The 25,747-nt window shown below is 67.3% G+C and carries 24 protein-coding genes; 14 read left to right on the forward strand and 10 right to left on the reverse strand.

The window, feature by feature from the left end:
• The first annotated feature begins 103 nt into the window (after positions 1-103).
• On the forward strand, positions 104-2,713 hold the full coding sequence (locus KBW95_RS15735) for an NAD(P)-binding protein (protein ID WP_211528711.1): 2,610 nt from the start codon (positions 104-106) through the stop codon (positions 2,711-2,713).
• 296 nt (positions 2,714-3,009) lie between these two features.
• Here KBW95_RS15735 and KBW95_RS15740 read toward each other — a convergent pair whose 3' ends face one another.
• Both KBW95_RS15740 and KBW95_RS15745 read right to left on the reverse strand, forming a co-directional pair.
• The gene (locus KBW95_RS15740; protein ID WP_211525245.1) at positions 3,010-3,345 is read right to left on the reverse strand and encodes a KGG domain-containing protein; all 336 of its coding nucleotides are present in this window, start codon (positions 3,343-3,345) and stop codon (positions 3,010-3,012) included.
• A gap of 171 nt (positions 3,346-3,516) precedes the next feature.
• Positions 3,517-4,623, reverse strand: a complete 1,107-nt coding sequence (locus tag KBW95_RS15745; protein WP_211528712.1) for a mechanosensitive ion channel family protein — start codon at positions 4,621-4,623, stop codon at positions 3,517-3,519.
• A 129-nt stretch (positions 4,624-4,752) separates the two neighbouring features.
• Between KBW95_RS15745 and KBW95_RS15750 the strand changes: the two genes are divergently transcribed.
• A complete protein-coding gene (locus KBW95_RS15750; RefSeq protein ID WP_211525247.1) occupies positions 4,753-5,178 on the forward strand; it encodes an NUDIX hydrolase in 426 nt (141 codons plus the stop codon).
• 10 nt (positions 5,179-5,188) lie between these two features.
• On the opposite strand, the gene KBW95_RS15755 is transcribed toward KBW95_RS15750, so the two are convergent.
• On the reverse strand, positions 5,189-7,579 hold the full coding sequence (locus tag KBW95_RS15755) for an ATP-binding protein (RefSeq protein WP_211528713.1): 2,391 nt from the start codon (positions 7,577-7,579) through the stop codon (positions 5,189-5,191).
• A gap of 200 nt (positions 7,580-7,779) precedes the next feature.
• Here KBW95_RS15755 and KBW95_RS15760 point away from each other — a divergent pair, with 200 nt between their 5' ends.
• Complete coding sequence (locus KBW95_RS15760; protein ID WP_229429785.1) at positions 7,780-8,625, forward strand: phytanoyl-CoA dioxygenase family protein; 846 nt, start codon at positions 7,780-7,782, stop codon at positions 8,623-8,625.
• A gap of 36 nt (positions 8,626-8,661) precedes the next feature.
• Here KBW95_RS15760 and KBW95_RS15765 read toward each other — a convergent pair whose 3' ends face one another.
• The 4 genes from KBW95_RS15765 to KBW95_RS15780 all read right to left on the reverse strand — a co-directional run bounded on the left by KBW95_RS15765 (position 8,662) and on the right by KBW95_RS15780 (position 9,932).
• The gene (locus tag KBW95_RS15765) at positions 8,662-8,940 is read right to left on the reverse strand and encodes a hypothetical protein (RefSeq protein WP_211528714.1); all 279 of its coding nucleotides are present in this window, start codon (positions 8,938-8,940) and stop codon (positions 8,662-8,664) included.
• Between the two features lie 66 nt (positions 8,941-9,006).
• Positions 9,007-9,276, reverse strand: coding sequence for a DUF5985 family protein (locus KBW95_RS15770; protein ID WP_211525250.1), 270 nt, complete (start codon positions 9,274-9,276; stop codon positions 9,007-9,009).
• A 4-nt stretch (positions 9,277-9,280) separates the two neighbouring features.
• Positions 9,281-9,538: a DUF5985 family protein gene (locus KBW95_RS15775; protein ID WP_211525251.1), complete on the reverse strand. Its 258-nt coding sequence runs from the start codon at positions 9,536-9,538 to the stop codon at positions 9,281-9,283.
• A gap of 1 nt (position 9,539) precedes the next feature.
• Positions 9,540-9,932 (reverse strand): hypothetical protein, encoded by a 393-nt coding sequence (locus tag KBW95_RS15780; protein ID WP_211525252.1) that lies wholly within the window; start codon positions 9,930-9,932, stop codon positions 9,540-9,542.
• A 182-nt stretch (positions 9,933-10,114) separates the two neighbouring features.
• Between KBW95_RS15780 and KBW95_RS15785 the strand changes: the two genes are divergently transcribed.
• The 5 genes from KBW95_RS15785 (at position 10,115) to KBW95_RS15805 (ending at position 15,435) form a co-directional block, all read left to right on the forward strand.
• Entirely contained in the window at positions 10,115-10,903 is a 789-nt protein-coding gene (locus tag KBW95_RS15785; protein ID WP_211525253.1) for a DNA/RNA non-specific endonuclease, read from the forward strand.
• 15 nt (positions 10,904-10,918) lie between these two features.
• Positions 10,919-11,179 (forward strand): hypothetical protein, encoded by a 261-nt coding sequence (locus KBW95_RS15790; RefSeq protein WP_211525254.1) that lies wholly within the window; start codon positions 10,919-10,921, stop codon positions 11,177-11,179.
• A gap of 193 nt (positions 11,180-11,372) precedes the next feature.
• Entirely contained in the window at positions 11,373-13,061 is a 1,689-nt protein-coding gene (locus tag KBW95_RS15795) for a YsnF/AvaK domain-containing protein (protein WP_229429786.1), read from the forward strand.
• Between the two features lie 185 nt (positions 13,062-13,246).
• Positions 13,247-13,702 carry a DUF2382 domain-containing protein gene (locus KBW95_RS15800; RefSeq protein WP_211525255.1) on the forward strand — a complete coding sequence of 152 codons (456 nt, stop codon included), beginning with the start codon at positions 13,247-13,249 and terminating at the stop codon, positions 13,700-13,702.
• 26 nt (positions 13,703-13,728) lie between these two features.
• On the forward strand, positions 13,729-15,435 hold the full coding sequence (locus KBW95_RS15805; protein WP_211528715.1) for a hypothetical protein: 1,707 nt from the start codon (positions 13,729-13,731) through the stop codon (positions 15,433-15,435).
• Positions 15,436-15,508: 73 nt separating this feature from the next.
• Here KBW95_RS15805 and KBW95_RS15810 read toward each other — a convergent pair whose 3' ends face one another.
• The 3 genes from KBW95_RS15810 to KBW95_RS15820 form a co-directional block, all read right to left on the reverse strand.
• Positions 15,509-18,361 (reverse strand): pitrilysin family protein, encoded by a 2,853-nt coding sequence (locus tag KBW95_RS15810; protein ID WP_211528716.1) that lies wholly within the window; start codon positions 18,359-18,361, stop codon positions 15,509-15,511.
• 102 nt (positions 18,362-18,463) lie between these two features.
• Entirely contained in the window at positions 18,464-19,405 is a 942-nt protein-coding gene (locus KBW95_RS15815; RefSeq protein WP_211528743.1) for a diguanylate cyclase, read from the reverse strand.
• Between the two features lie 221 nt (positions 19,406-19,626).
• Positions 19,627-20,532: a histidine kinase gene (locus KBW95_RS15820; RefSeq protein WP_211528717.1), complete on the reverse strand. Its 906-nt coding sequence runs from the start codon at positions 20,530-20,532 to the stop codon at positions 19,627-19,629.
• 193 nt (positions 20,533-20,725) lie between these two features.
• Here KBW95_RS15820 and queE point away from each other — a divergent pair, with 193 nt between their 5' ends.
• The 6 genes from queE to KBW95_RS15850 all read left to right on the forward strand — a co-directional run bounded on the left by queE (position 20,726) and on the right by KBW95_RS15850 (position 25,588).
• The gene (gene queE / locus KBW95_RS15825; RefSeq protein WP_211525259.1) at positions 20,726-21,361 is read left to right on the forward strand and encodes a 7-carboxy-7-deazaguanine synthase; all 636 of its coding nucleotides are present in this window, start codon (positions 20,726-20,728) and stop codon (positions 21,359-21,361) included.
• Positions 21,362-21,381: 20 nt separating this feature from the next.
• Complete coding sequence (queD, locus tag KBW95_RS15830; protein WP_211525260.1) at positions 21,382-21,828, forward strand: 6-carboxytetrahydropterin synthase QueD; 447 nt, start codon at positions 21,382-21,384, stop codon at positions 21,826-21,828.
• On the forward strand, positions 21,821-22,291 hold the full coding sequence (gene tadA, locus KBW95_RS15835; protein ID WP_211525261.1) for a tRNA adenosine(34) deaminase TadA: 471 nt from the start codon (positions 21,821-21,823) through the stop codon (positions 22,289-22,291). The genes queD and tadA overlap by 8 nt, the downstream gene beginning before the upstream one ends.
• Before the next feature lie 189 nt (positions 22,292-22,480).
• Positions 22,481-23,407 carry an alpha/beta fold hydrolase gene (locus KBW95_RS15840; protein WP_211525262.1) on the forward strand — a complete coding sequence of 309 codons (927 nt, stop codon included), beginning with the start codon at positions 22,481-22,483 and terminating at the stop codon, positions 23,405-23,407.
• On the forward strand, positions 23,404-24,321 hold the full coding sequence (gene ldcA, locus KBW95_RS15845) for a muramoyltetrapeptide carboxypeptidase (protein ID WP_211525263.1): 918 nt from the start codon (positions 23,404-23,406) through the stop codon (positions 24,319-24,321). The genes KBW95_RS15840 and ldcA overlap by 4 nt, the downstream gene beginning before the upstream one ends.
• Entirely contained in the window at positions 24,314-25,588 is a 1,275-nt protein-coding gene (locus KBW95_RS15850; protein WP_211528718.1) for an FAD-binding oxidoreductase, read from the forward strand. The genes ldcA and KBW95_RS15850 overlap by 8 nt, the downstream gene beginning before the upstream one ends.
• Positions 25,589-25,747: the final 159 nt, after the last annotated feature.

A 25,747-nucleotide genomic window follows, 5' to 3' on the forward strand; every position in this document is an offset into this window, starting at 1 on the left:
CCGGCCAGGTTGAACCACTGTGTCATATGGCAAGGGAGAGAGAAAACCGGCCCGGAGATCTTTGCCAACAACTATAGCGCCAGCAAGGCGAAAGGAAATCAACATGCCGACCCTGATCGTGTTTTGCCATCTGCGCTGGGATTTCGTTTTCCAGCGCCCCCAGCACCTGATGACCCGTCTGGCGGAACACTATAACGTCCTCTTCGTCGAAGAGCCGGTGTACAGCGAGGGACAGGCACACCTGCAGAAAACGGCCGTCGCGCCGAACATCACGGTGTGCCGCCCGCATACCGCCATCCACGCACCGGGCTTCCACGACGACCAGCTCCCGACCCTGCAGACCCTGCTGAAGGACCTGGTCCCGGACGGCGAACAGCCGATCGTCTGGTTCTACACCCCGATGGCCCTGCCGCTGCTGCAAGGCCTGCACCCATCCAAGGTCATCTACGACTGCATGGACGAACTGGCGGCGTTCAAGAATGCGCCCAAACAGCTGCTGCAACGCGAGAGCGCCTTGCTGAACATCGCCGACCTGGTCTTCACCGGCGGCCCGAGCCTGTACCAGTCCAAGCGCGACCGCCATGCGAACGCGCACTGCTTCTCGAGCAGCGTGGACGCCAAGCACTTCCGCCAGGCCCAGGACCGCGACATCTCGCATCCGGACCAGGCCCACATCCCGCATCCGCGCCTGGGCTTCTACGGCGTCATCGACGAGCGCTTCGACACCGAGCTGGTGCGCGCCATGGCCGAGGCCCATCCGGAATGGAACATCGTGCTGGTCGGCCCGGTGGTCAAGATCGACCCGGCCCACCTGCCGCAAGGCCCGAACATCCACTACATGGGCCAGCGCAACTACCCGGACCTGCCCAAGTTCCTGGCCGGCTGGGATGTCTGCCTGCTGCCGTTCGCGCTGAACGAGTCGACCAAGTTCATCAGCCCGACCAAGGTGCTGGAATACATGGCGGCCGAGCTGCCCTCGGTCTCGACCTCGATCACCGACGTCAAGGTGCCCTACGGCGACGTAGTGGCGATCGCCGACGGCGCCAAGGACTATATCGCCGCCTGCGAACGCATGCTGGCGATGACCGAAGGCGACAAGCTCAAGATGGCCAAGCGCATGCGCGAAGTGGTGGCCGGCACCTCCTGGGACCTTACCGCCGGCCGCATGCACGAGCTGATCCGGAACGTGGTGCCGGGCAACCGCGCCCAGCGCCTGTCGGCGGCGAACCCGGAGGCCCTGCCGGCCACGGTCAATCCGCTGCCGCTGGCCAAGAGCGCCAAGTCTTCGTACCGCAATATCGTGATCGGCAGCGGCCCGACCGGCCTGTCGGCGGCCTACCACCTGGACGCGGACACCCTGGTGCTGGAGCGTAACGCCACGATCGGCGGCTGGTGCCGCTCGATCCAGGACAAGGGCTTCACCTTCGATTACGCCGGCCACATCATGTTCTCGAACGACCCCTACGTCCTCAAGATGTACGACGTGCTGCTGGGCGATAACGTGCACTGGCAGAACCGCGAAGCCTGGGTCTACAGCAAGAACGTCTACACCCGCTATCCCTTCCAGGGCGCGCTCTACGGCCTGCCGCCGAAGGTAATCAGCGAATGCGTGATGGGCGCCATCGAGGCGCGCTACGGCGACAATGGCGCGGACGAGCAGGAGGCCCGCCAGATCGACGACTGCTGCGCCGACGGCACCCTGGACGCCTGCAACACCGACAAGTCGGTGAAGGGCGAGGTCAAGAACTTCGAACAGTTCATCTACAAGGTGTGGGGCAAGGGCATCGCCAAGCATTTCGCCATCCCCTACAACAAGAAGATCTGGACCGTGCCGCTGAACGAGATGGAAACCTCGTGGCTGGGCGGACGCGTGCCGCTGCCGAACCTGGAAGAGATCATCCAGGGCGCGCTGGAGCCGGTCGCCAAGCCGATGGGCCCGAACGCCCGCTTCGGCTACCCGCTCAAGGGCGGCTTCCAGGCCCTGATGAACGGCTTCCTGCCCCACATCCAGGGCAAGATCGAGACCAATGCCGACGTGGTGCAGGTGCTGCCGCGCGAACACGTGGTCGCGCTGGCCGACGGCCGCCGCTTCCGCTACGACCAGCTGGTCTCGACCATGCCGCTGCCGGAACTGATCCGCGTGATCGGCGACCAGGCGCCGGAAGAAGTGCGTGCGGCCGCCAAGGGCCTGCGCCACGTGTCGATCCGCTGCGTGAACATCGGCATCGACCGTCCGAACGCGACCGACAAGCACTGGATCTACTACCCGGAAGACAGCATCTTCCACCGCATCTTCGTGCAGGGCAACGCCAGCCCGGAATGCAACCCGCCGGGCGGCTTCGGTTTCACCTGCGAGATCTCGTACTCGCCGCACAAACCGCTGCCGGTCGAGGGCGAGGCACTGATCCAGCGTGCGATCGAGGACTGCCGCAAGGTGGGCATGATCCAGGAAGGCGACACTATCCTGTGCGCCAACCAGGTCGACATGCCGATCGCCTACGTGCTGTACGACCACAACCGTGCAAAGAATGTCGAGATCTGCAAGAACTGGCTGAAGCAGCATGACATCACGCTGGCGGGCCGTTACAGCGAGTGGGAGTACTACAACTCGGATCACGCTCTGCTGGCCGGCAAGAAGGCGGCGGAGGCGATCGGGGGTGGGGTGCACCAGACGGCGGCTTCGGCGAAGGCTGTGGGGGCGAAGGCGGAGTAATTCCTTCAGCTCGTGTAAGAAAGCCGCGGTCGAACCCTGCGGCTTTTTTCGTTTACCTTGCTGCGTGATTTGGTGGCTGCGGTGCGAACTTGGGTCCCCGCCTGCGCGGGGATGACGTATTACGGTAGCGGGCCAAAAGCTTCATCGTAGCCCGCTACTTCTGAACGTCATCCCCGCGAAGGCGGGGACCCAAGTTGACTTTACTACGAACACCCACGAAAAAAGACCGGCAGCCACGCCCCAAAAGAGCGCCGCTGCCGGTCCAGCCATCCCGTGCGAGATGTTACGGGAAGATCTTAGCGATTACCGCCGCCATTCCCGCCTCCACGGCTGCCGCCGCTGCCGCTCTGGCGGTTGCCGTCATTCTTGTGGCTCATGCGGCCGGCCTCGCGAGCCTCCTGCGAGTTGAACTCGTGGGCGTTGCCCGACGCGTGGGCGGCGCGGCCGCCCTGCGAGGCGATCTCGCGCTGGCGTTGCGGGTCCATCGAGGCGAAGCCGCGGTTGCTGCCCGAGCCGCTCTGGCTGTTGCCCTGGCTGCCGCTCTGGCTGTTGCCGCGGCTGCCGCTGCTCGAGGAGCGGCCGCCTTGCGAAGCGATCCCGCGCTTGCTGCTTGCTTGTTTGTTCGATGCCATGATCGTCTCCTTTATCAATGACACGGTGAGTGGAGTGCCTGCCCGGCGGCGGTGTGAGGGCACCGCAATCGGGGAGGCGTCGAGTTCATGTTAGGACACCGACAAGCAGGCCGGAATAGGACCCGGCAGCCCGGCCATGTAGGAAGAGTCCGGCTAACTTAGCCATACAAATCAATGTTTTAGCTCATCAGTGCGCGGCACGGCGTGGGGCAGCCAGCCGCCCGCGGGGTCGGTCGGCTCCGCCACCCGGATCACCGACAGCGGGTGCGCGAACTGGATCCGCTCGCGCTCGAAGGCACGGTAGATCTCCAGCAGGATGGCCTGCTGGGCGTCCATGTGCAGGATGTAGTCGGGACTCTTGAAGTGGTAGACGATTTCGAAGTCCAGCGACCACTCGCCGTAGCGGAAGAAGTGGGCGCGTTCGAAGTCGACATCGCCGCGGGCCGTGACGATGGCGCGCACCAGTTCGGGGATACGCGTCATCTGGGCGTCGCTGGCGCCGTAGGCCACGCGCAGGATGAAGGCAACGCGGCGCGACTGCATGCGCTTGTGGTTGTGGATCCGGCTCTTGAGCAGGTCGCTGTTGGAAAACACGATCTGCTCGCCGCCCAGGCCGCGCAGGCGGGTGGTCTTGAGGCCGATGTACTCGACCGCGCCGAGGGCGTCGCCGACGATGATGAAGTCGCCGATCTCGAAAGGCTTGTCGAGCATGATGGACAGCGAGGCGAACAGGTCGCCCAGGATGTTCTGGGTGGCCAGGGCCACCGCGATGCCGCCGATACCCAGGCTGGCCACCAGGGTGGTGATGTTGAAGCCGAAGTTATCCAGCATCATCAGGAAGGCCACGGTCCAGACCACCAGGCGCATCATGAAGAACATGATGGTGCTCGAGGCCTTGCGGGCGCCGTCGCCATTCGCGCTCATGAACTGGGCGCGCCAGGCGCGCAGGCCGGAATCGCCCCAGATCCCCAGCTGCAGGATCAGCGCCGCCACCGCGATGCGCGAGACGATCAAGCGGTAGTTGTCCGGGAGGACCAGGAACATGCTGCCCAGGTAGATGCCGATGGCGAGCAGGAAGACCAGGTAGGTCTTGGCCAGCATCTTGGTGACGAAATCGTCCAGCTTGCCGGCGGTGCGTTGCGAGAGCTCGTGCATCCTGCGCAGCGCGAATGCGCGCACCACATACATCGCGATGGTGCCGCCGATGGCGACGCCGATCGCCATCATCCAGTCTTGCAGCGTATTGCCCAACAAATTACCAGGTACCAGAAAATCCATGCAGTACTCCCGTGCAGCCAAGCGAATCAAGCCGCTAGTTTGCGGTGCGCACGCCCAACAGCGCGCACAATTGACAAGCCTGATCGCCGGCCGATACATTGAACCTTTGCATCGTTCACCCTTCTCAGCATGGCGAAATTCACGGTTTCCTGCGGCACCCTGGTAGTCAATCCCCGGGGCGAACTGCTGCTCTGCCACGTCACCGACACGCCCAAGTGGGATATCCCGAAGGGCATGCGCGACCCTGGCGAAACCGAGCTGGAGGCGGCGGTGCGCGAGCTGCGCGAGGAGGCGGGCCTCGAATTCGCGGCGGAGGCCTTCCGCGACCTGGGACCCTTCGAGTACCGGCGCGACAAGCGCCTGCATCTCTACCTGGTGCGTTCCGGCCCGGAGCTCGACAGTCTCGACCACCTGCATTGCAGCAGCTACTTCCCGCACCATACGACCGGTGCGCCGACACCGGAAATGGATGGCTACCGCTGGGCCGCGCGCGAGGAGGTCGCCAGCCTGTGCTGGCCGCGCATGGCCGAGGTCCTGCTCGGGATCGCCTGGTAGGCCCGCTGCGCTAGACCTGCGCGAGCACTTCCTGGATGGCTTCCAGGGTGGCCGGCTTGGTCAGGTGGAGGTCGAAGCCCGCGGCCGCCGTGCGCGCCCGGTCCGCCTCGCCGCCCCAGCCGGTCAGGGCGACCAGCTTGATGCCTGCGTAGGCCGGCTCGGTGCGGATCGCGCTCGCCACCTCGTAGCCGGACATGCCCGGCATGCCCAGGTCGAGGAAGACCACCTGCGGCCGCAGTCCCGGCAGCATGCGCAGGGCCTGGTGGCCGTCGTTCGCCACCGGCGCGCTGTGTCCCAGCAGGTTGAGCAGGGCGGACAGGGTTTCGGCGGCGTCGCGGTTGTCGTCGACCACCAGCACGCTCAGCCCCGCGCCGGCCCCGGCCTCCATGCCGCCGGGCGCATCGTTCGCGGCCTGCGCCGGCTCCTGCGGGGGCGGGTGGCCCTGCTGGGACGCGTGCAGCGGCAGGCGGACGGTGAACACGCTGCCGGCGTTGGTGCCGTCGCTCGCGGCCCGGACGCTGCCGCCGTGCAGCTCGACCAGGCTGCGCACCAGCGACAGGCCGATGCCGAGCCCGCCGGCGCCGGGCTGCTGGCCCTGGCCGACCTGGGTGAACATCTTGAACACGTCTTCCAGCTTGTCCGGCGCGATGCCGATGCCGTTGTCGGAGACGGCGATTACCGCCTGGCCGCCGTCGCGCTCGGCGGCCAGCACGATGCGTCCGCCGCGCGGGGTGTAGCGCGCCGCGTTGTTGAGCAGGTTGCTGATCACCTGGGTCAGGCGGGTGGGGTCGGCGTCCAGCAGCAGGGCCTCGTTCGGCATGCGCACGTCGAGGTAATGGCGGGCCGCCTCGATCTGCGGCATGCTGGTCTCGACCGCGCTCGAGAGCACGGTGGCCAGGTCCACCGGCTCGCGCTTGAGCTCGACCTGGCCGCGCGTGATGCGCGCCACGTCCAGCAGGTCGTCGACCAGGTGCACCAGGTGGCTCAGCTGGCGTTCCATGATGTCGTGCACCCGCGTCACCGCCTGGGCGTCGCCGGGCGCGCGGCGGATGAATTGCAGGCCGCTGCGGATCGGGGCCAGCGGGTTGCGCAGCTCGTGGGCCAGGGTGGCCAGGAATTCGGTCTTGAGGCGGTTGGCCTCCGACAGGTCCGAAGCCATCTTGCGCAACGCGTCCTCGGAGCGGCGCCGTTCGGTGATGTCGCTGAACAGGACCGCCACGCGGCGCCATTCCGGCGGCCCGAGCCGGGTGGCGTAGACGTCGAACCAGCGTCCCAGTTCGCGCGCCTCGTTGACGAAGCGCACAGGCTCGCCGCTCGCCGCCACACGGCCGTAGGTCTGGAACCAGTGCGCCTCCAGGCGTGGCGCCATCTGGCGCGCGGTCTTGCCGACCGCGGCGGCCAGCCCGGTGTGCTTGACGAAGGCCGGATTGGTTTCCAGGAAGCGGTAGTCGACAGCCTGGCCGTTGCTGTCGTAAAGCATCTCGATCACGCACAGCCCTTCGTCGACCGAGTCGAACAGGGTGCGGTAGCGCTCCTCCGTCAGCCGCAGCTGCTGTTCGGCTTCGAACTGCCGGGTGGCGTCGATGACCACGCCGCGGATGCGCAGCGCAGCGCCGGAAGCATCCTGGTCCACGTGGCCGCGCGCGATGGCCCAGCGCCAGGCGCCGCCGGGAATGCGCACGCGAAAGGTCACGTCGTAGACGCCACCGCGCGCGATCGCCTCGGCCAGCGCCGCCTGGAGCGGAGGCACATCGTCCGGATGGAGGGCGGCCAGGTAGGCCGCGAGCGGGGCCTCGCCGGCCTCGGCGGGATCGATGCCGAACAGCGCGGCCATGCGGGCGTCGGCGCTGACGCGGTCGGCCGCGATGTCCCAGCTCCATACCGCCAGCTCGGCGGCGGCGATGATGGTCTCGAGCCGGGCCTGGGTATCCATCAGGGCCGACTCGGCGCGCTGGCGCTCGGCCATGCTGTTGAAGGCGTCGATGTAGAAACGCGCCTTGGCCCGGAGGATGGCCGGCGACAGCGGGGCATGCAGGACGGCGATGGCGCCGGCCTCGTAGAGGGCCTCGACCGGCAGCCGGGCCGGGAGTTCGGCCTGCGGCGGCAAGCTGAGGGCGATGATCGGCGTGTGCAGCGAACGCAGGTTGGCGCGCATCAGGCGGATGGTGTTGAGCAGCATGGCCGCGTCGCCCGCATAGCCGGCCAGGATCAGCGCGAAGTCGTGGCTCCTGGCCTGGGCCAGTCCCTCGGCCGCCGTCTGGACGCGCACGATGGCCTGTCCGAGCTCGTCCGAGATCTGCGACACGACCGGGTCGACCCCGGGCCGGTTGCAGATGAAGAGGACGGTGGGGCGTGGACGAGGGGCGGTTTCGCGATGGGACTCAGGCTGCGGCTCGGTCATGTAGGCGTCTGGTCGGAGCCGGGCAGGCAGGCTCCATGGCTGTGATCACTTGGACAATCTAAGCGGGCATCCCCGCGCTGTCAACGTCTGTTTTGCGCGACCCGCGGCGGGTACCCGCGGCGGGCGGTGCGCCCTCCGTTTTGCTTTGCCGGTAGTATCTTTTTCGCTGGTAGCAGCATGCCGGTTCAGAGGAGGAAAGCATGGAAGCAAGGATGGAAAAAAGCACGGCGGCCCACTACGACGTGGCCGAGATCATGGGCGGCCTGTACGGCGACGGCATCATCGCCTGCCGCGGCGCCTTCAGCCGGGAATGGGTCGAGCGCCTCGGCGCCGACATCGCCACGCTGTTCGACGAGGCCCGCGCGCGGCCGGGCGGCGCACTGGAGCGCGGCCCCAACCGCTACTATGTCGAGGTCCACCCCGAGCGCCTGTCGGGCTTCCTCGAGCTCGTTACCCACCCATGGGTGACGGCGGTCTGCCGCGCGGTGCTGGGGCCGGACTACAAGATCGTCGAGATCGGCTTCGACGTGCCCGGACCGGGAGCGATGCACCAGCCCTGGCACCGCGATTTCGCGTCGCCGCCCGAGACCCTGGCCGGCCGGCGTCTGAGTTCGCTCGCCTTCAACCTCACGACCGTCGACGTCACCGAGGACATGGGCCCCTTCGAAATCGCGCCCGGCACCCAGTGGGACGAGCTGGCGGGCGGCGACCCGATGTTCCCGCCGCAGGGCACCTGGTCGCGCTACGAGGAGCGGGCCCAGCGCAAGCTGCCGAAGATGGGCGACATCTCGGCCCGCTCGGCCCTGACCATCCACCGCGGCACCGCCAATATGTCGGACCGTTCGCGCCCGGTGCTGGTGCTCGGCACCGAAGCGCCCGACTGCACCAGCCTGGTCAAGCACGACCTGCAGGTCTCGCGCGCCTTCCACGCCAGCCTGCCGCTGGAAGTGGCGCGCCACCTGAACTGCCGCGTGATGGACGAGCTGGAGCCGATCTACCAGGCCCACACGATCGAGGGCCTGCGCATGGGCCTGTCGATGGGGTAGGGAGGGGGCCGCGCACCTGTGGCGCGCGGCGAAGAACTATTCCTGGCCGGATGGCTTGTCCGGAACCGGCTGGGACGGTACGGGCGTCTTGAGGCCCTCGGGGATGGCGTCGGCGATGCCGTTCTTCGGGCCCTGGCCGACGCGGCGCGCCTCGTCCGATTGCTGGTCCAGGTTCACTTCCTCGGCCACGTCGAAGCGGCCGTCCTCGGCGCCGCCCTCGCCGGGCAGCATGTTGTCGGAGCGCTTGTCCTTCCCTCCGCCGAGCACTTCGCTGAAGGGTTCCTTCTGGTCTGCAGACTGTTTTGGGTCGGCCATGCTGTCCTCCTGGAATCGATTCGGGTTGCCCCGATTATCCCTTAGCCACCTGCCCCCGGGCGCACGCTACCGTCCCTTGTCCTTCTGCGGCAAGTTCTTTTCCAGGATCGCCCACAGGATCAGGCCGTAGGCCAGCAGGCGGATCAGGTAGTGCAGCGGCGAATCTTCGCCGCCCTGGTCGCGCAGCACCGCGTACAGGCGGTGCACACCCTGGATCGCGAAGGAGAGCGCGAACCACAGGAAGAAGCGGTCGGCCGAGCTGCGCCAGAAGCGGATGAAGAACAGGGCGATGGTCAGCGAGGCCATCGCGATGGCGCCGCTGAGGAGATCGTTCATTGGATCAATCATTTTCGTAGATCAAGCCGTACAAGAGGAGCAGGCAGGCCAGCAGGGCGCTGATCAGCCGCAGCAGCATGAAGTCGACAGATGGAAACACCACCTTGTCCAGCAGCAGGAACAGGTTGTTGACGGTCATGACCGCGAAGCAGGAGCCGCTCCAGAACAGCAGGCGGTAGCGGGTGCGGCGGTAGCTGCTGAACAGCAGCCAGGCGCAGGCCAGCGAGGTCAGGATGCAGAGGGTGTAGATGATCTCACCCATATCAGGTGTCCTTTCGCAAACGGAAGGCGTCGGCGAATTTCTGTGCCTTCCGGTCGAGGGTGGAATGGATCAGGTGGGTCACTTCCACCAGGTGCCTGGCGTAGAGCTCGGCAAGACGGTCGACCAGCTCGCGCAGCGCCTCGCTGGCCGGCGCATAGCAATAGGCGTGCGCGGCCGGCGCGTCGCAAGGGCGCGCCATGCCCGCGGTGCACAGCTCGTCGAGCAGGCCCTGGGCGACCTTCTCGCGGATGTAGAGCCGTCCGGCCAGCGCCGCGCCGTCCCATTGCTGCCCGGGTGAGGCGCGCAACAGGAGCAGGGCTTCCAGGAACGGTACGGAGGGCACGCTCGTCAGGACGAAGCGCCGCAGGTCCTCCGGGATCTCCGCGTGTGTCATGCGTGAATCATGTGTTTCCGTGAAGGAAATTTTTGATTGGAAAACACAAATTCTAGATCATTCTTTTTTGCAATGCACTTTCAATCGTGCGCGGCTCCATGCGATCGCAATGCTCATCCATATTTTGGCCGGAGATTGCGGTCGGCTAAAATGATCACACCAAGTCTTTGAGTTCGATCATCATGTTCCGTACGATCTTCGCGCGCCTGGCCATGGCCGGCGCGCTGCTCGCCGCCGGCGCCGTCCAGGCAGCCAGCTGCCCCGTCCATTATCTCGACGGCCGCGCGCCGGAAATCCGCAACCCCAAGCTGGCCACCGCCACGCGCGAGCTGTGCTACGGCGTGTTCGGCATCATGCATTCGGGCGTGACCCGCACGCCGCTGTGGTCGGCCGAATACCTGCGCGCGGACAACCTCGAGCGCGCCGAAGGCCTGGACCGCGACAACGCCTTCCACGCCGAGCCGCGCCTGCCCCAGGGCCAGCGCGCCGAGCTGTCCGACTACTCGCGCAGCGGCTTCGACCGCGGCCACCTCGCGCCCAACGGCGACATGCCGGACCGCCGCACCCAGCGCGAGAGCTTCTCTCTGGCCAACATGGTGCCCCAGGACGGCGACCATAACCGCCACATCTGGGCCCCGATCGAGCAAAGCGTGCGCAAGATGGCCAAGCGCGAAGGCGAGCTGTATGTGATTACCGGCCCGGCATTCCTGGGCACCAGCCTGCGCAAGGTCGGCAACGTGCTCGTGCCCAGCCACCTGTACAAGGTGGTGTACAGTCCGCGCCAGAAGGCGGCCGCCGCCTGGTTCGTCGAGAACCGCGCCGATGCGCCCATCCACGTGATCCCGGTGGCCGAGCTGGAACGCATCGTCGGCATCGAGCTCCTGCCTTCGCTCAGCCGGCAGCAGAAGGAGCGCATGCTGAAGCTGCCGAAGATCAAGCAGCGCAAGCCGCGCAACCACGGATACAACTAATCACGGAGTTCGCCCATGAAGCCGAAGAAGACCGCATTCACGCCCTACGCCAACGAAGCCGACGTGCTGGAAGTCGGTAAGCTGATGCTGGAGAACCGCGTCGACCGCATCACGATCTCGGGCGACGTGGACCTGACCGCCGACCAGCGGGGCCTGGCCGCGGCGCGCCGCCTGCACGAGGCGCTGGGCGCGATCGTCGCCGCGCTGGAGGCGCGCGAACTGCCCGAGCGGCTGCCCGCGCCGGACGTCAAGTCGGTAGACAATCCTTTCGCCTGAGCCAGCTTCGATTCCTCCGAAACATGGTGAAAGGACGGCCGGCTTTGCCTCCAATTGTCGGGTGTCAATGGTGCGCAAGCCCGAGCGGGATTGGGGTACGCTCGACCAGCATAGCGCCTGAAAAGACGCGCGCAATTCGAAGGGCTGCGCCGGATCCTCCAGCGCCGCCGCGACACCAAACGGAGGAACGATCATGCAACATACGCTTGTAGCAGTGTTCGACAACCGCACCGACGCACAGAACGCCATGAACGAACTGATGTCGTCGAACTTTTCCCGTGAAAACGTGCGCCTGTCCACCTCGGACACCAGCGGCGCCGCCGGGACCACCGATGTCCGCACCACCACCGATACGGACGAAGGCATCGGCTCCAGCATCAAGCATTTCTTCAGCGACCTGTTCGGCAGCGACGACAGCACGAGCGCCAGCCGCTACGAAACCGCGGTCAGCGGCGGCCGCCACGTCCTGACCCTGACCGCCGATTCGCTGCCCGAAGTCGAGCGCGCCGCCGACATCGTCGAGCGCTACGGCCCGACCGACATCGACGAGCATTCGGACCGTAGCGGCTCGATGGCCGGCGCCGGCATGACCGGCGCCATGGCCGGCTCGAGCGGCCTGCAGCAGTCGTCCTCGATGTCGGCGCAGTCGGCCTCGCAAGGCGCGAACCTGCAGGGCACCCGGCAGCGCACCGATTCGCTGCAGCGCGACACGGCCGCCATGGGCTCCACCTCGAGCACCGCGTCGATCCCGGTGGTGGAAGAGCAGCTGAGGGTCGGCAAGCGCGAAGTGCAGCGCGGCGGCGTGCGCATCTTCTCGCGCGTGATCGAAACCCCGGTCAATGAAAGCATCGGTCTGCGCGAAGAGCATGTGAACGTGGAACGCCATCGCGTCGACCAGCCGATCAATCCGAACGACGCCACTGCGTTCAAGGAGCAGACCATCGAGATGCGCGAGACCGCCGAGGAAGCGGTGGTGCAGAAGACCGCCCGCGTGGTCGAGGAAGTGACGGTCGGCAAGCAAGTCAGCGAACGCCAGCAACAGGTCAAGGACACGGTGCGCCACACCGAAGTCGAAGTCGAGCGCCTGGGCGCCACCGGCAACATGCGCGACGACGACAGCTACTACCGCAGCCACTTCACCAGTAACTACGGCAGCACGGGCGCGTCGTACGACGATTACGCGCCGGCCTATTCCTACGGCAGCTCGATGCGCGGCGACAGCCGCTACGCCGACCGCAAGTGGGACGATGTGGAGAACGACCTGCGCACCGACTGGGAATCGCGCAACGCGGGCGGCCCCTCGACCTGGGAGAAGATGAAGGCGGCGGTACGCCGGGGCTGGGACCGCATGACCGACGATGACGACGACAACTACTACCGCAGCCATTACACCAGCACCTATGGCAGCGCGGGCGGTTCGTATGACGACTATGCGCCGGCCTATTCCTACGGCTCGCAGATGCGCAGCGATAGCCGCTACGCGAACCGCCAGTGGGACGACGTCGAAAACGACCTGCGCACCGACTGGGAAACCCGCAATGCCGGCCGCACCGGGTCGACCTGGGAAAACATGAAGGCGGCGGTACGCCGCGGCTGGGACCGCATGACCGACAACGACGACGATTACTACCGCAGCCACTACACCAGCAACTACAGCTCGCTGGGCGGTTCGTACGAGGATTATGCGCCGGCCTATTCCTATGGCAGCCAGATGCGCAGCGACAGCCGATACGCCAACCGCCAGTGGGACGATGTCGAGAGCGACCTGCGCAGCGACTGGGAAACCCGTTATCCGGGCTCGACCTGGGAGCGCATGAAGGCCGCCGTGCGCCGTGGCTGGGACCGCATGACCGACGACAACAGCAGCTCGCGCACCTACTAAGCTGCCCTTGAGCCCGGCCACGCCGGGCTGCACCATCACGGCGCCTGCGGGCGCCGTTTTCGTTTGCGGAAACCCGCTGTCGCCGCTCTGGCGACATGGCGGGCACAGCTGGGCAGCCGCGCGCCCGCCCGGACGCGATTGGAGTAATCTCGATTCAACGGTCCAGCGAACGAGGAGCCCACCCGATGTCCAGCACCATTCCCGAACCCCAGCCGCAGGAAGGCACGCAGCCAGGTCTCTCCATTCCGGTGATCGAGGAAAGGCTCGAAGTGGGCACCCGCGTCGCCGAGACCGGCCGCGGCGTACGGATCCACAAGACGGTATCGGAACAGCCGGTGACCATCGACGAGCGCCTGGCGCGCGAGGAGGTGGAAGTCAGGCATGTTCCCGTGGACCGCATCGTCGCCGCCGACCAGGCGCCGGCGACCCGCTACGAAGGCGAGACCCTGGTGGTGCCGGTTCTGGAGGAGGTGCTGGTGGTCGAACGCCGCCTGCGCATCAAGGAAGAACTGCACATCACCCGTGTCCGGCGCGAGGAGCGCTACCAGGACGAGGTCATGCTCAAGTCCGAGCAGGTCCACGTCGAACGCTTCGATGAGCCGGCCGAGGCAAGCAGGCCAGGCACGCCGCCGGCGTCATGACAACCACCATCACGGAGGAAACGACCATGCAACATACACTTGTAGCCGTGTTCGATAACCGGACCGACGCGCAGAACGCCATGAACGAATTGCTGTCGTCGGGATTCTCCAAAGGGGAAGTACGTTTGTCGAACGCCGACCCGACCGGCCAGACGGACAGCGCGACCGGCGAATCCGACATCGCCGGCGACCGCGACCTGGCCCACGACCGCGCCGGCGATTCCAGCAGCCTGGGCATCGCCGCCAGCATCAAGCATTTCTTCAGCGACCTGTTCGGCAGCGACAATCCGGACCACGTCAGCCGCTACGAAGGCGCGGTGACCCGCGGGCACCACGTGCTGACCGTGACCGCCTCCTCCCTGCCGGAAGTCGAGCGCGCCGCCGACATCGTCGAGCGCTACGGCCCGACCGACATCGACGAGCAGGCTTCCGGCTTCGGAGAGGTGCCGTCCGGCGCCGGCGCGATGCGCATGGGGACCAGCAGCGGCATGCAGGCGGCGCCGATGTCGCAGCAGTCCGCGTCCTCCCAGTCCGCGGCCGCCCCGGTGCAGAGCCAGCAGCGCGTGCAGGACCAGGCCCTGGACAACCCGGGCGACCGCAAGCTGTTCCAGCAGCAGTCGCTGAACCAGGCCGAGCCGATGGGCACCACCTACCAGGAGCCGATGGGCAAGAGCGGCCTGAGCGCGACAGGCGGCACCTCGCTGCACGGCTCGACCCTGCAGGAGAACCCGGTCCAGGGATCGTCGCTCGAAGGCACCCCGCAGGGGCTGGGCACGGGCGGCTCGATCCAGGGCTCGTCGACCGGCAACCCGGTCCGTTCGGATTCCCAGCAATATGCGGGCGTCCCGGCGTCGGGCGCATCGCGCCTGGCCTCGCAGCAGCGCGGCGGCTCGCGCATCTATTCGCGCGGCGACATGGGACAATCGGGCTACTCGACGGGGGCGGACATCGACGACGACACCTACTTCCGCGAGCATTTCAGCTCCACCTACGGCGCCGACAGCTCCTATGACGACTACGCCCCGGCCTACCGCTACGGCAGCCAGATGCGCGGCGACAGCCGCTATCGCAGCCGCCAGTGGGACGAGGTCGAGAACGAGCTGCGCAGCGACTGGGAAACGCGCAACCCCGGTTCCACCTGGGAGAAGATGAAATCCGCCGTCCGCCGCGGCTGGGACCGCATGACCGGCGACGATGACGACGCCTACTACCGCAGCCACTACAGCTCGGCCTACGCGAGCAGCGGCAAGAGCTACGACGAGGTCGCGCCGGCCTACGCCTACGGCAACGAGATGGCGCGCAGCGAGATCTACCGCAACCGCCCCTGGGACGAGGCCATGCCCAGCCTGCGCAGCGACTGGGAAAGCCGCAACGGCACGACGGCCACGGGCGGGACCTCCGCCACCGGCTCCGCATGGGAAGACATGAAGGACGCGGTGCGCCATGGCTGGAACCGCATGACCGGCGCCCTGTCGGACGATGACGACAGCTACTACCGCAACCACTACACCTCGACCTACGGCACGAGCGGGGAGTCCTACGACACCTACCGTCCGGCCTACGAGTACGGCAGCTCGATGCACCGCAACCCGCAGTACAGCAACCGGGCCTGGGACGACGAGCTCGAGAACGAGCTGCGCAGCGGCTGGCAGAGCCGTTATCCGGGCGGCCCGAGCACCTGGGACAAGGTCAAGGAAGCGGTGCGTCACGGCTGGAACCGCCTGACCTATTGACGGCGACTGGTACGGCTGGAAAGCATAGCGGCGCCTGAGGGCGCCGCTTTTTCTACTGCGTCGGTACGTTGATTTACTGCGCGAAGGCCTCGGCCGCCGGCGTGATCTTCACCGCTTCCGGCTTGATGCCGAGCTTCATCGAGCCGATCATCCGGTCTTCATCCAGCAGGGACTGCGGCTTGTTGGCGTCGTAGGTGATCGGCGAGAAGGCGTCGCTCACCAGCTTTTCCTTCAGACCGGCCGCATCCTTGGTGATGATCACCACCGACAGGTTCTTCGCCGACAGGTGGCGCTTGATTGCCGCATTGACCTCGGCCGCCGTGAGCTTGCCCAGGCCGTCGCGCATCATGCGGGTGAATTCCGGCGTGTTGTACCACTGGGCGTCGAGGGCGTAGCCCAGCTGCTGGTCCTGGGTCGCGGTCATCACGAACACGTTCTTCATCAGGTAGTCGCGGGTGGTGGCGAAATCCTGCTCGCTCAGGCCCTGGTCGACCAGCCTGCCCAGTTCGTGCAGAGCGACACGCAGCGCGAAATGGCCGTTCTGCGGCGCCACCGGACGGATCCAGACTTCGAACAGCTGCGCCTTGCGGCCCAGGTTCGGATTCGGGAAGAACTGGAACATGCCGCGCGGGAAGGCCTCGATATAGGCATAGTCGCCATAGTTCATGCCGCGCTCTTCGCGGATGCGCTGGTACAGGCGGGCGCTCGAGGCGCGGTGCTCGCCCAGCCAGGTCTTGGCCAGCCACAGGGCCGGGAAGTCCGGGTGCGCACGGGTGACGGCGATCGGCAGGCCGAAGGAAATCGCGGTGGCGCGGGTGTTCTTCTCCACGATCTCCACTTCCAGGCCGTTCGGCATGCGCCCGCGCGGCGCCGTGGTGGCCGCCAGGCCGGCGCCTGGCGCCAGGCGCGCGAGCTGGGTCTTGAGCGAAGCGACCATCTGGTCCGAGACGTCGCCCGAGATGCCCACGCGCACGGCGCCTTGCGCATACGCCTGGCGGTAGAAGGCCTTCACGTCGTCCAGGGTGATCGCGTCCAGGCCCTTGACCGTGCCCAGCACCGGGTGGCCATAGGGCGTGCCGGCGAAGACATTGGCCTGCAGGCGCTCCTTGCCGAACTCCTCCTCGTTGTTGTCCTTCAGGTCCAGCACCAGGGCGTTGCGCTGGGCATCCTTCAGGCGGCGGAAGTCCTCTTCACGGAAACCCGGATCGACCAGCAGCGGCATGGCGATGGCCATGAAGCTGTTCCAGTTGTCCTTGTGGGTGGAACCGGTGAAGGTGGTCATTTCCTTGTCGGTCTGCTCGGTGAAGCTGCCGGCCAGCGGGAACAGGGCCTTGGTCACCTCGTCGATCTTGCGCTCGCGCGAACCGGCGCTGGCGACCATGGCGGCGGTGAGGGCGGCCAGGCCTTCCTTGCCCTGCGGGTCATGGGCCGAACCGGCCGCGAACAGCAGCTTGAAGCGGATCTGCGGCAGGGCCGATTTCTGCACCAGCACGTCGAAGTTCGCGGCGCCGGCCTTGGGCGCGAAATCGGCCAGCTTCGGCAGGGCCTCGATGCCGGCCGGCAGGGCGTCGTGCGCCAGGGTGGTCACGACCATGGAGTCGTCGACCAGGTACTTGCGCGCGGCGGCCTGCAGGTCGGCCGGCGTCAGGCTGTCCACCACGCGGTAGTAGCGGTTCAGGGTGCCGTAGGAACGGTCGAAATGCACATAGGACGCCAGGGTCGAGGCGATCTGCTCGGTGTTGTCCAGCGAGCGGATCAGGCCGTATTTCTGGGCCGACTTGGCGTCTTCCAGCGCCTGGGCCGTCACCGGCTCGTCGCGCAGCCTGGCCACGGTCTGCAGGATGGCGTCGCGCACATACAAAGTATCGAGCGGCTGCTTGACGCGGGCGCCGATGGTGGCCAGGTTCGGATCGACCCGGTTCGGGGCGTAGTCGAACAGCTGGTCGACCTTCTGCTCATCCTGCACCAGGCGCTTGTACAGCGGCGAGGTGCGCCCGAAAGACAGCGAGAGCAGCATCGACAGCGCGGCCTGGTCCTTGGTCTTGTCCGAGAACGCCGGGGCGCGGAAAGCGACCGTCACCAGCGGCAGGGTCGGGGTCTGCCAGGCCACGTGGCGGTACTGGGCGCCGCGCGGGGCCGGCTCGGCCGGGACCGGGGCCTTGTAGCTGCCGCGCTTCCACCCGGACCAGTATTTCTCGACCATGGCGATGGCCTTGGCCGGCTCGACGTCGCCGGCGATGATCACGGTGGTCTTCTCCGGCCGGTACCAGCGGTCGAAGAACACCTTCGAATACTCGTACTGGTTGGGCATGTCCTCGATGTCCTTGAGGAAGCCCATGGTGGTGTGCTTGTAGGTGTGGGTGGTGAAGGCGGCGTCGCGCTGCACCTCGAACAGCTTCTGCATCGGGTTCGCGCTGTTCTTGTTGTATTCGCCCAGCACGGCGCGCGATTCGGTCTTGAACGCCTCGACTGGATAGGACAGGTGCTGGAAGCGGTCGGCCTCGACCTTCAGCACCGTTTCCAGGTCCTGCTTGGCGAAGGTGGTGTAGTAATTGGTCAGGTCGTCGCTGGTGTAGGCGTTCTGGCGCGCGCCGGCCTCCGTGATGATCTTCTGGTACTTCTCCGGTGGATAGCTTGGCGTCCCGCGGAACATCATGTGCTCGAAGAAGTGGGCGAAGCCCGACTTGCCCGGCTCGATCTCGTTGCGCGAACCGGTCTGCACCGGGATCTGGACCGAGACCAGGTTCGGGAAGCCGGTCGGCACCACGATCACCTTGAGGCCGTTCGGCAGGGTTTTTTCGGTGGCCTTGAAAGGCAGGACGTCGCCGCCGGCGCTCTTGGCGGGGGCGGCATGGGCCGGCGCGGCCAGCAGCAGGGCCGGGATCAGCGTCGCGAGCGTGGTGCGCGACAGGGTCGAGGTGAACACGTTGTCTCCTTGGAAAATACGCTAAGCGCGCAGCATAGAATATTCGACAAGGAAAGAACAGCAGTATCAGCCATGCATATGCAGGGTGGGCGGCGCAGGTATTTACGCCGCTTCGCTCATCGGCAGGCTGATGCGGTTGCGGCCCAGGTGCTTGGCGCGGTACAGGGCGGCGTCGGCGATGGCGACCAGCTGGCTGGCGTTGTTGTCCGGCCCCGCAATGGCGGTGGCGGCGCCGATCGACACCGTCACATGCTTGCCGGGCGCGAAGCGGCAGGGCAGCTGGAGCTGCTCGACCCGCGCGCGGATGCGCTCGGCGACAATGGCCGCGCCCTTGAGCGACTGGTTGGGCAGGATCACGGCGAACTCCTCGCCGCCGTAGCGCGCCACCAGGTCGTTGGCCCGCATCTCGCTCGCCACCGCCCTGGCGACGCGCTTCAGGCATTCGTCGCCGCCCAGGTGGCCGTGGGCGTCGTTATAGGCCTTGAAGTTGTCCACGTCGACCATCAGCAGCGACAGCGGCTGCTGCTGGCGCAGCGCGCGGGCCCACTCGGCGTGCAGGGTGTCGTCGAAGCAGCGGCGGTTGGCCAGCCCGGTCAGGCCGTCGCGGGTGGCCAGCTGCTCCAGGGCGACCTGGGCCATCTTTTCGTCGGTCAGGTCGCGCAGGGTCTCGACCACGGCCGACAGGCGACCGGCGCCGTCGACGATGGGGCTGGCGTCGGCCGCCAGGTAGCGCCGCCGCCCGGCGCGCGGCATGTCGCACCAGCTTTCGACCGACAGGCCGGCCAGCGGGGCGGAGTGCGCACCGCCGTGTCCGTCGTGGTGAGCGCCCTCGCGCGGATAGATGCCGCGCGCCGTTTCGGCGCGGCCCTGCAGCACCAGGTCGGCCAGGGTGGGCTGGGGCTGCTCGTAGAAGCTGCGCCAGTGGTCGGTGGTGCCCAGCATCTCGTCCGCCGGCACGCCGGTGAGATGCTCGCAGGCGCGGTTCCAGATCATCACCCGCGAGCGCGTATCCAGCACGAACACGGGCACCGACAGGCTCTCCATCAGCTGGCCGACGAAGGCCACGTCCTGGACCATGGTGAGCGGACCAGGCGCCGGGGCGGCGGGCTGGCTGGCTGTCGGAGGAAGGGTGCCGATCATGTGCCGTCCTTTGCAGTCGCGGTAAGCAGCCGGATGGCCGCTGCTAGGAAGCAATTCTGCTACTGCGGATAGAACGACCTATTGATTTTCAGCAAGAATACAGGCGTGCTCCAGTGCGCGGCCGCTCAGGCCAGTTCGGCAACCTCCCGGGCTGGAATGCTGAGCGTCATTCGCCGCCGGCCCGGCGCCGGCTCGGCCAGGCACAGGCTGGCGTCCAGCGCATGGAGGCGCTCCCGCAGCTCGTCGGGCAGGCTGTCTTCCGCGATCGCCGCGTCGCCGTCGATCTGCAGGCTCAGGCGGTCGGCGCCCTCGGCCAGGCGCACGTGCAGCTCGGCGGCGCCCCGGCGCCCGGCACTGGCCGCCACTTCCTGCAGCACCCGGAACACGGCCAGCCGGGCGGCGCGCTCGGCCGGCGGCGCGGCCGGGTCGGTGCCGGCGTCGAAACGGTAGCGCAGGCCGGACAAGCGGGACTGGTCCTGCAGCACATGCTGCAGTGCCTGGCGTAGTCCTTCCTGCTGGCCGATCGGACGCAGGCCGCCGGCAACGGCCCGGACCGCCGTGATCGCGCCGTCGATGTTCGCGAGGGCGCCGTCGAGGCGGCTCGCCAGCTGGGGCGCGGCGTCGACGCCGTCCTGCAGGCAGCTGAGTTCGGTCCGCAAGCGGCTCAGGCGGCTGCCAAGCTGGTCGTTCAGGTCGCGCGCGATGCGGGAGCGCTCGCCTTCGCGCACGCCTTCCTGGCGCCGCACCAGCCGGCACAGCACGTCATGGTGCTCGGCCAGCGCCTGTTCCGCATGGCTGCGCGCTTCGCGCTCGGCGGCGAGCTGCAGCCGCAGGGCATGGGCGCGTTCCTCGGCGCCGAGGCTGCGCCGCAGGCCGAGGAAGGCCAGCAGCAGCACCGCCAGCGTCACCAGTGCGCAGGCCAGCAGCTCCGGAGACACCGCACGCAGCGCGGCCGGGACGGGCAAACCGGCCCAGGCCGCGGAGGGGGCGGCTGCGAACAGGGCGGCTAGGAATGCAGAGGGCTTGGTCATGGCGTCCTTCTTACGCGATTCGGAATGTTCCGCAAGACTTCGGTAAGAACTTACCTTGGTCCCGAGCCAGGAATATTGGTAAAGCTCAAGTTTTACGCAGGCGGCAGGCTGGCAGCGCAGGGGCGACGGCAGGTGCGCCCGGCGCCGGGGCGCGCTATAATGGAAGGTTGACGAGCGCCTTACCCTACATAACGTGACCTACAGCATCAAAGAAATGTTCTACACCCTGCAGGGCGAAGGCGCCCATGCGGGACGTCCGGCCGTGTTCTGCCGCTTCTCGGGCTGCAACCTGTGGAGCGGCCGCGAGGATGACCGCGCCAGCGCGGTCTGCACCTTCTGCGATACCGATTTCGTCGGCACCGACGGCGAAGGCGGCGGCAAGTTCAAGGACGCGGCCGCGCTGGCCGCCGCGATCGACAGCCTGTGGCCGCCGGCCTACACCCCCAGCAAATACGTGGTCTTCACCGGGGGCGAGCCGCTGCTGCAGCTGGACGCCGCCCTGATCGACGCCATGCACGCGCACGGCTTCACGATCGCCATCGAGACCAACGGCACCCTGCCGGTGCCGCCGGGCGTGGACTGGGTGTGCGTGAGCCCCAAGATGGGCTCCAGGCTGGTGGTCGAGAAGGGCAACGAGATCAAGGTGGTGATTCCGCAGGCGAACCAGGACCTGGCCGCCTACGAGCACCTCGATTTCGAGAACTTCTACGTCCAGCCGATGGACGGCCCGCTGGCCGCCCACAACACCCGCCTGGCGATCGAGACCTGCCGCCGCAACCCCAAGTGGAAGCTCAGCCTCCAGACCCATAAACTCCTCCAGATTCCCTAATTGAGATTGACCAGGCTTCCATGCTGACGATTACCCGCAAGCTCGAATTCGATGCCGGCCACCGGATTCCCGACCACAAGAGCCAGTGCCGCAACCTGCACGGCCACCGCTACACCCTCGAGATCACCCTGCAAGGGGCCGTGATCGACGCCGACGGCAACTCCGACAACGGCATGATCATGGACTTCTCGGACGTCAAGGCGCTGGCCAAGCAGCACCTGGTGGACGTCTGGGACCACGCTTTCCTGGTCTACGACAAGGACGAGAAGGTGCGCGACTTCCTGGCCTCGCTGCCGGGCCACAAGACCGTCGTGATCGACCGCATCCCGACCGTCGAGAACCTGGCCCAGGTCGCCTTCGGCATCCTGAAGACCGTGTTCACCGACCGCTACGGCACCGGCCTGCGCCTGCACAAGCTGGTGCTGCACGAGACCCCGAACTGCTGGGCAGAGATCGTCGATGCCTGAGAAATACATGGCACTCGCCCTGCTGGAAGCGCGCAAGGCGTGGGAGCAGGGCGAGGTGCCGGTGGGCGCGGTGGTGGTCAGGGACGGCGAGGTGATCGCGACCGGCTATAACCAGCCGATCGGCAGCCACGACCCGACCGCCCACGCCGAAATCGTGGCCTTGCGCGCCGCCGCTGGAAAACTCGGCAATTACCGGCTGCCGGGCTGCGAGCTCTACGTGACCCTGGAGCCCTGCATCATGTGCTCCGGCGCCATGATGCACGCTCGCCTGGCGCGGGTGGTCTATGCGGCGCTCGACCCCAAGACCGGCGCCTGCGGCTCGGTGGTCGACCTGTTCGCCGAGGAGCGCCTCAACCACCACACGGAAGTGGTGGGCGGCGTGCTGGCCGACGAGGCCAGCCAGCTGCTGAAATCCTTCTTCGCCGAGCGCCGCGCCGCCGCGCGCAAGCTGCCCGCCGCCTGATCCCGGGGGGGCCGCCATTGCTGGCGGCCTCGAGGCTTGTCCCGCATGAGCGCCGCCCCCACGGCGAAAGTGTTATGCTGATTCCAAGCCGTCCCGCACGGCGACGACAGAGAGCTTAACCAATATCGCTTAACCAATATCGATACTGCGCCGCATGTTACTGGCATTGCGAGCGCGGAACCACCCGTCATGCCGACCCTGAATGCCAATGGACTGCGCATCGCCTTCGACACCGCGGGCGACCCCAAGGCCGTACCACTGCTGCTGGTACACGGACTAGGCATGCAGCTGACCGCCTGGCCCGATGAGTTCGTCGAGGGCCTGGTCGAGCTCGGTTTCTATGTGATCCGCTTCGACAACCGCGATTGCGGCTTGTCGACCAAGTTCGAGCAGGCCGGCGTTCCCAATCTGTTCCTGGCCCGCCTGAAGTCCAGGCTGGGCTGGTCGCTGCGTCCGGCCTATCGCCTCGAGGACATGGCCGAGGATGCGCTGGGCGTGCTGTCCGCGCTGGGCGTGGCGCGTGCCCATGTGGTCGGGGTGTCGATGGGCGGCATGGTGGCCCAGATCCTGGCGGCCCGTCACCCGCAACGGGTATTGAGCCTGACCTCGATCATGTCGAGCAGCGGCCGGCGCGGCCTGCCGGGCCCGCTGCCGAAAGTGCGCCAGGCGCTGGCGCGCAAGCCGGCCAACCCCGCCGACCTGGACAGTATCGTCGACCATACGGTCGCCCTGCTGCGGGAAATCGGCAGCCCCGCCTATCCGACCCCGGAAAAAGCCCTGCGCAAGCGCGTGGCCCGTACTCTGCGGCGCAGCTATTGCCCTGGCGGCCTTGCGCGCCAGATGATGGCGGTGGCCGCCGGCGGCGACCGCAGCGCCGAGCTGCGCAGGATCGGTGCGCCCACCCTCGTGATCCATGGCGCCGCCGATCCGCTGGTGCCGCTGGCCTGCGGCCAGGACACCGCCGAGCAGATCCCGGGCGCCCGGCTCGAGGTCATCGAAGGCATGGGCCACGATTTGCCGCCCCAGCTTGTGGAGCGGCTCCTCGCCTTGATCGACGCCCATGCCCGGGGTAAGATGCTGCCAGACTCAACACCGCGGCTCTTCGTCAAACAGTGATCACCCCACACATCGGCATCGCCATCGTGGCGCCGGGCGGCTACACGTCCGACCCCGCATCCGTCGAACGCGCCATCACGCGCCTCGAAGCCCAGGGCTGCCTGGTCCATAACTATTACGACCAGGCCGCCATCCACCAGCGCTTCGGCGGCACCGACGAGGGCCGGCTGGCGCAACTGCATGCCGCCGTAGCCGATCCCGATGTCCAGCTGATCATCGCGCTGCGCGGCGCCTACGGCATGACCCGGCTGCTGCCGGAGATCGACTTCGAGGCCATCGCGGCCAGCGGCAAGATCGTGGTCGGCTTTTCCGACGTGACGGCCCTGCAGATGGGCCTGCTGGCCAAAACCGGCGCCCTGAGCTATGCCGGGCCGATGATCGCCGGCGACTTTGGCGCCAGGGAGACCGATCCCTTCACCATCGACCAGTTCTGGCGCTGCCTGGCCGGGCCGACCCATACCATCCGCGAGCAGGCCGCCGGGAACCCGGAACTGGAAGTCTGCGGCACCGTCTGGGGCGGCAACCTGGCGATGATCGTCTCGCTGCTGGGCACGCCGTACTTCCCGCGGGTGGAGGGCGGCATCCTGTATGTGGAAGACATCAACGAGCATCCTTACCGGGTGGAGCGCATGCTGCTCCAGCTGCAGCAGGCCGGTGTGCTGGACCGGCAGCGCGCCGTGATCCTGGGCGACTTGTCCGGCTACCGGCTCAGCCCGCAGGACAACGGCTACGATTTCGACGCGATGCTGGCCTACCTGCGCGCGACACTGCCGGTGCCGGTCCTGACCGGCCTGAGCTTTGGCCATATCCAGCGCCGGGTGACCATTCCCTTCGGCGCCCAGGGCCGCCTGGTCTCGAACGCCGGGGGCTTCACGCTCACGCTATCGGATTACCCGACGGTCCGCCGTGGCTGAGCGGCTCGGGCAGCATACCTATTACAGGGCGAGTTCTTCGCCCGACAGCTATCCATCCCTGCAGGGCGAGCGCGAATGCGCCGTTTGCATCATCGGCGCCGGCTTCGCCGGCCTGGGCACGGCGATGTCGCTGGCCGAGCGCGGCGAGCGCGACGTGGTCGTGCTGGAGGCCGAGGAGGTCGGCCACGGCGCTTCGGGCCGCAACGGCGGCTTCGTGTTCGGCGGTTTCTCGCTCGGCGAGCGGGCGCTCCAGCGCAGCGCCGGGACGGCCGCCCGCCAGCTGTACGGCGACACCCTGGCGGCGGTGGGCCTGATCCGCGAACGTATCCGCCGCCACGACATCGCCTGCGAAGCCCGCGAGAGCGGGGTCATCCTGGCCAACTGGTTCAACGACGACCGCATCCTGTTCGAGCAGCAGCGTTTCATGGCCGAGCACATGGGGGTGCAATGGCAGCACCTGGGCCGGGACGAGTTGTCCGACCGGCTGCGGACGCGCCGCTACAAGGGCGGCCTGTTCGAGCCGGGCGGCTTCCATTTCCACCCGCTGAAATACGCCCAGGGCCTGGCGCGCACCCTGGCCCGGTCCGGCGTCACGATCCACGAGCGCAGCCGCGTCACGTCGATCCGCCGCCGCGAGGGCGGCTGGCTGGTCGTGACGGCGCAGGGAACGGTGGCGGCGCGCGAACTGGTGGTCTGCTGCGGCGGCTATCTGGCCAGCCTGCACCGGCGGCTGCGCGCCGCCATCCTGCCGATCGCCACCTATGTGATGGCCACCGAGCCGCTGGGCGAGCGCCTGGCCTCGAGCATCCGCACCGAGGCGGCGGTCTACGACACCCGCTTCGCCTTCGACTATTACCGGGCCTTGCCGGACACCCGACTATTGTGGGGCGGCCGCATTTCGATCCTGCACCGCTCGCCGCGCGCCGTGGCCAGGCTGCTCTACGGCGACATGCTGAAGGTCTATCCCCAGCTCAAGGGGGTGCGGGTCGAACATGCGTGGAGCGGCCTGATGAGCTACGCGCGCCACAAGATGCCCCAGGTCGGCCGCCTTCCGGACGGATTGTGGTACGGCATGGGCTTCGGCGGCCACGGCGTCGCCCCGACCACCCTGGCCGGCGAATTGCTGGCCGGTGCGCTGACCGGGGACGGCGGCCGCCTGCGCCAGTACGCGCGCTGGGGCTTGCTATGGACCGGCGGTCCGGCCGGCCTGGCGGCGGCCCAGGCGGCTTACTGGTACTACGGCCTGCGCGACCTGCTGCGCCGCTAGGCCGGCTTGGCCAGCCGCGCGCGTTTCATCCACAGCGCATTTTGGCCGAAAACAAGTGACAATACAACATCGGCGCCGCCTCCCAAGGAGGGGCCCGGGATGGTAGAATAGCCGGTTATCCGATCGGCGAAATCCGCCGACCAACGCTTCCAAAGGTAC

Origin of the sequence: Massilia sp. ZL223 (assembly GCF_018119395.1) — a bacterium.
GTDB lineage: Bacteria > Pseudomonadota > Gammaproteobacteria > Burkholderiales > Burkholderiaceae_D > Telluria.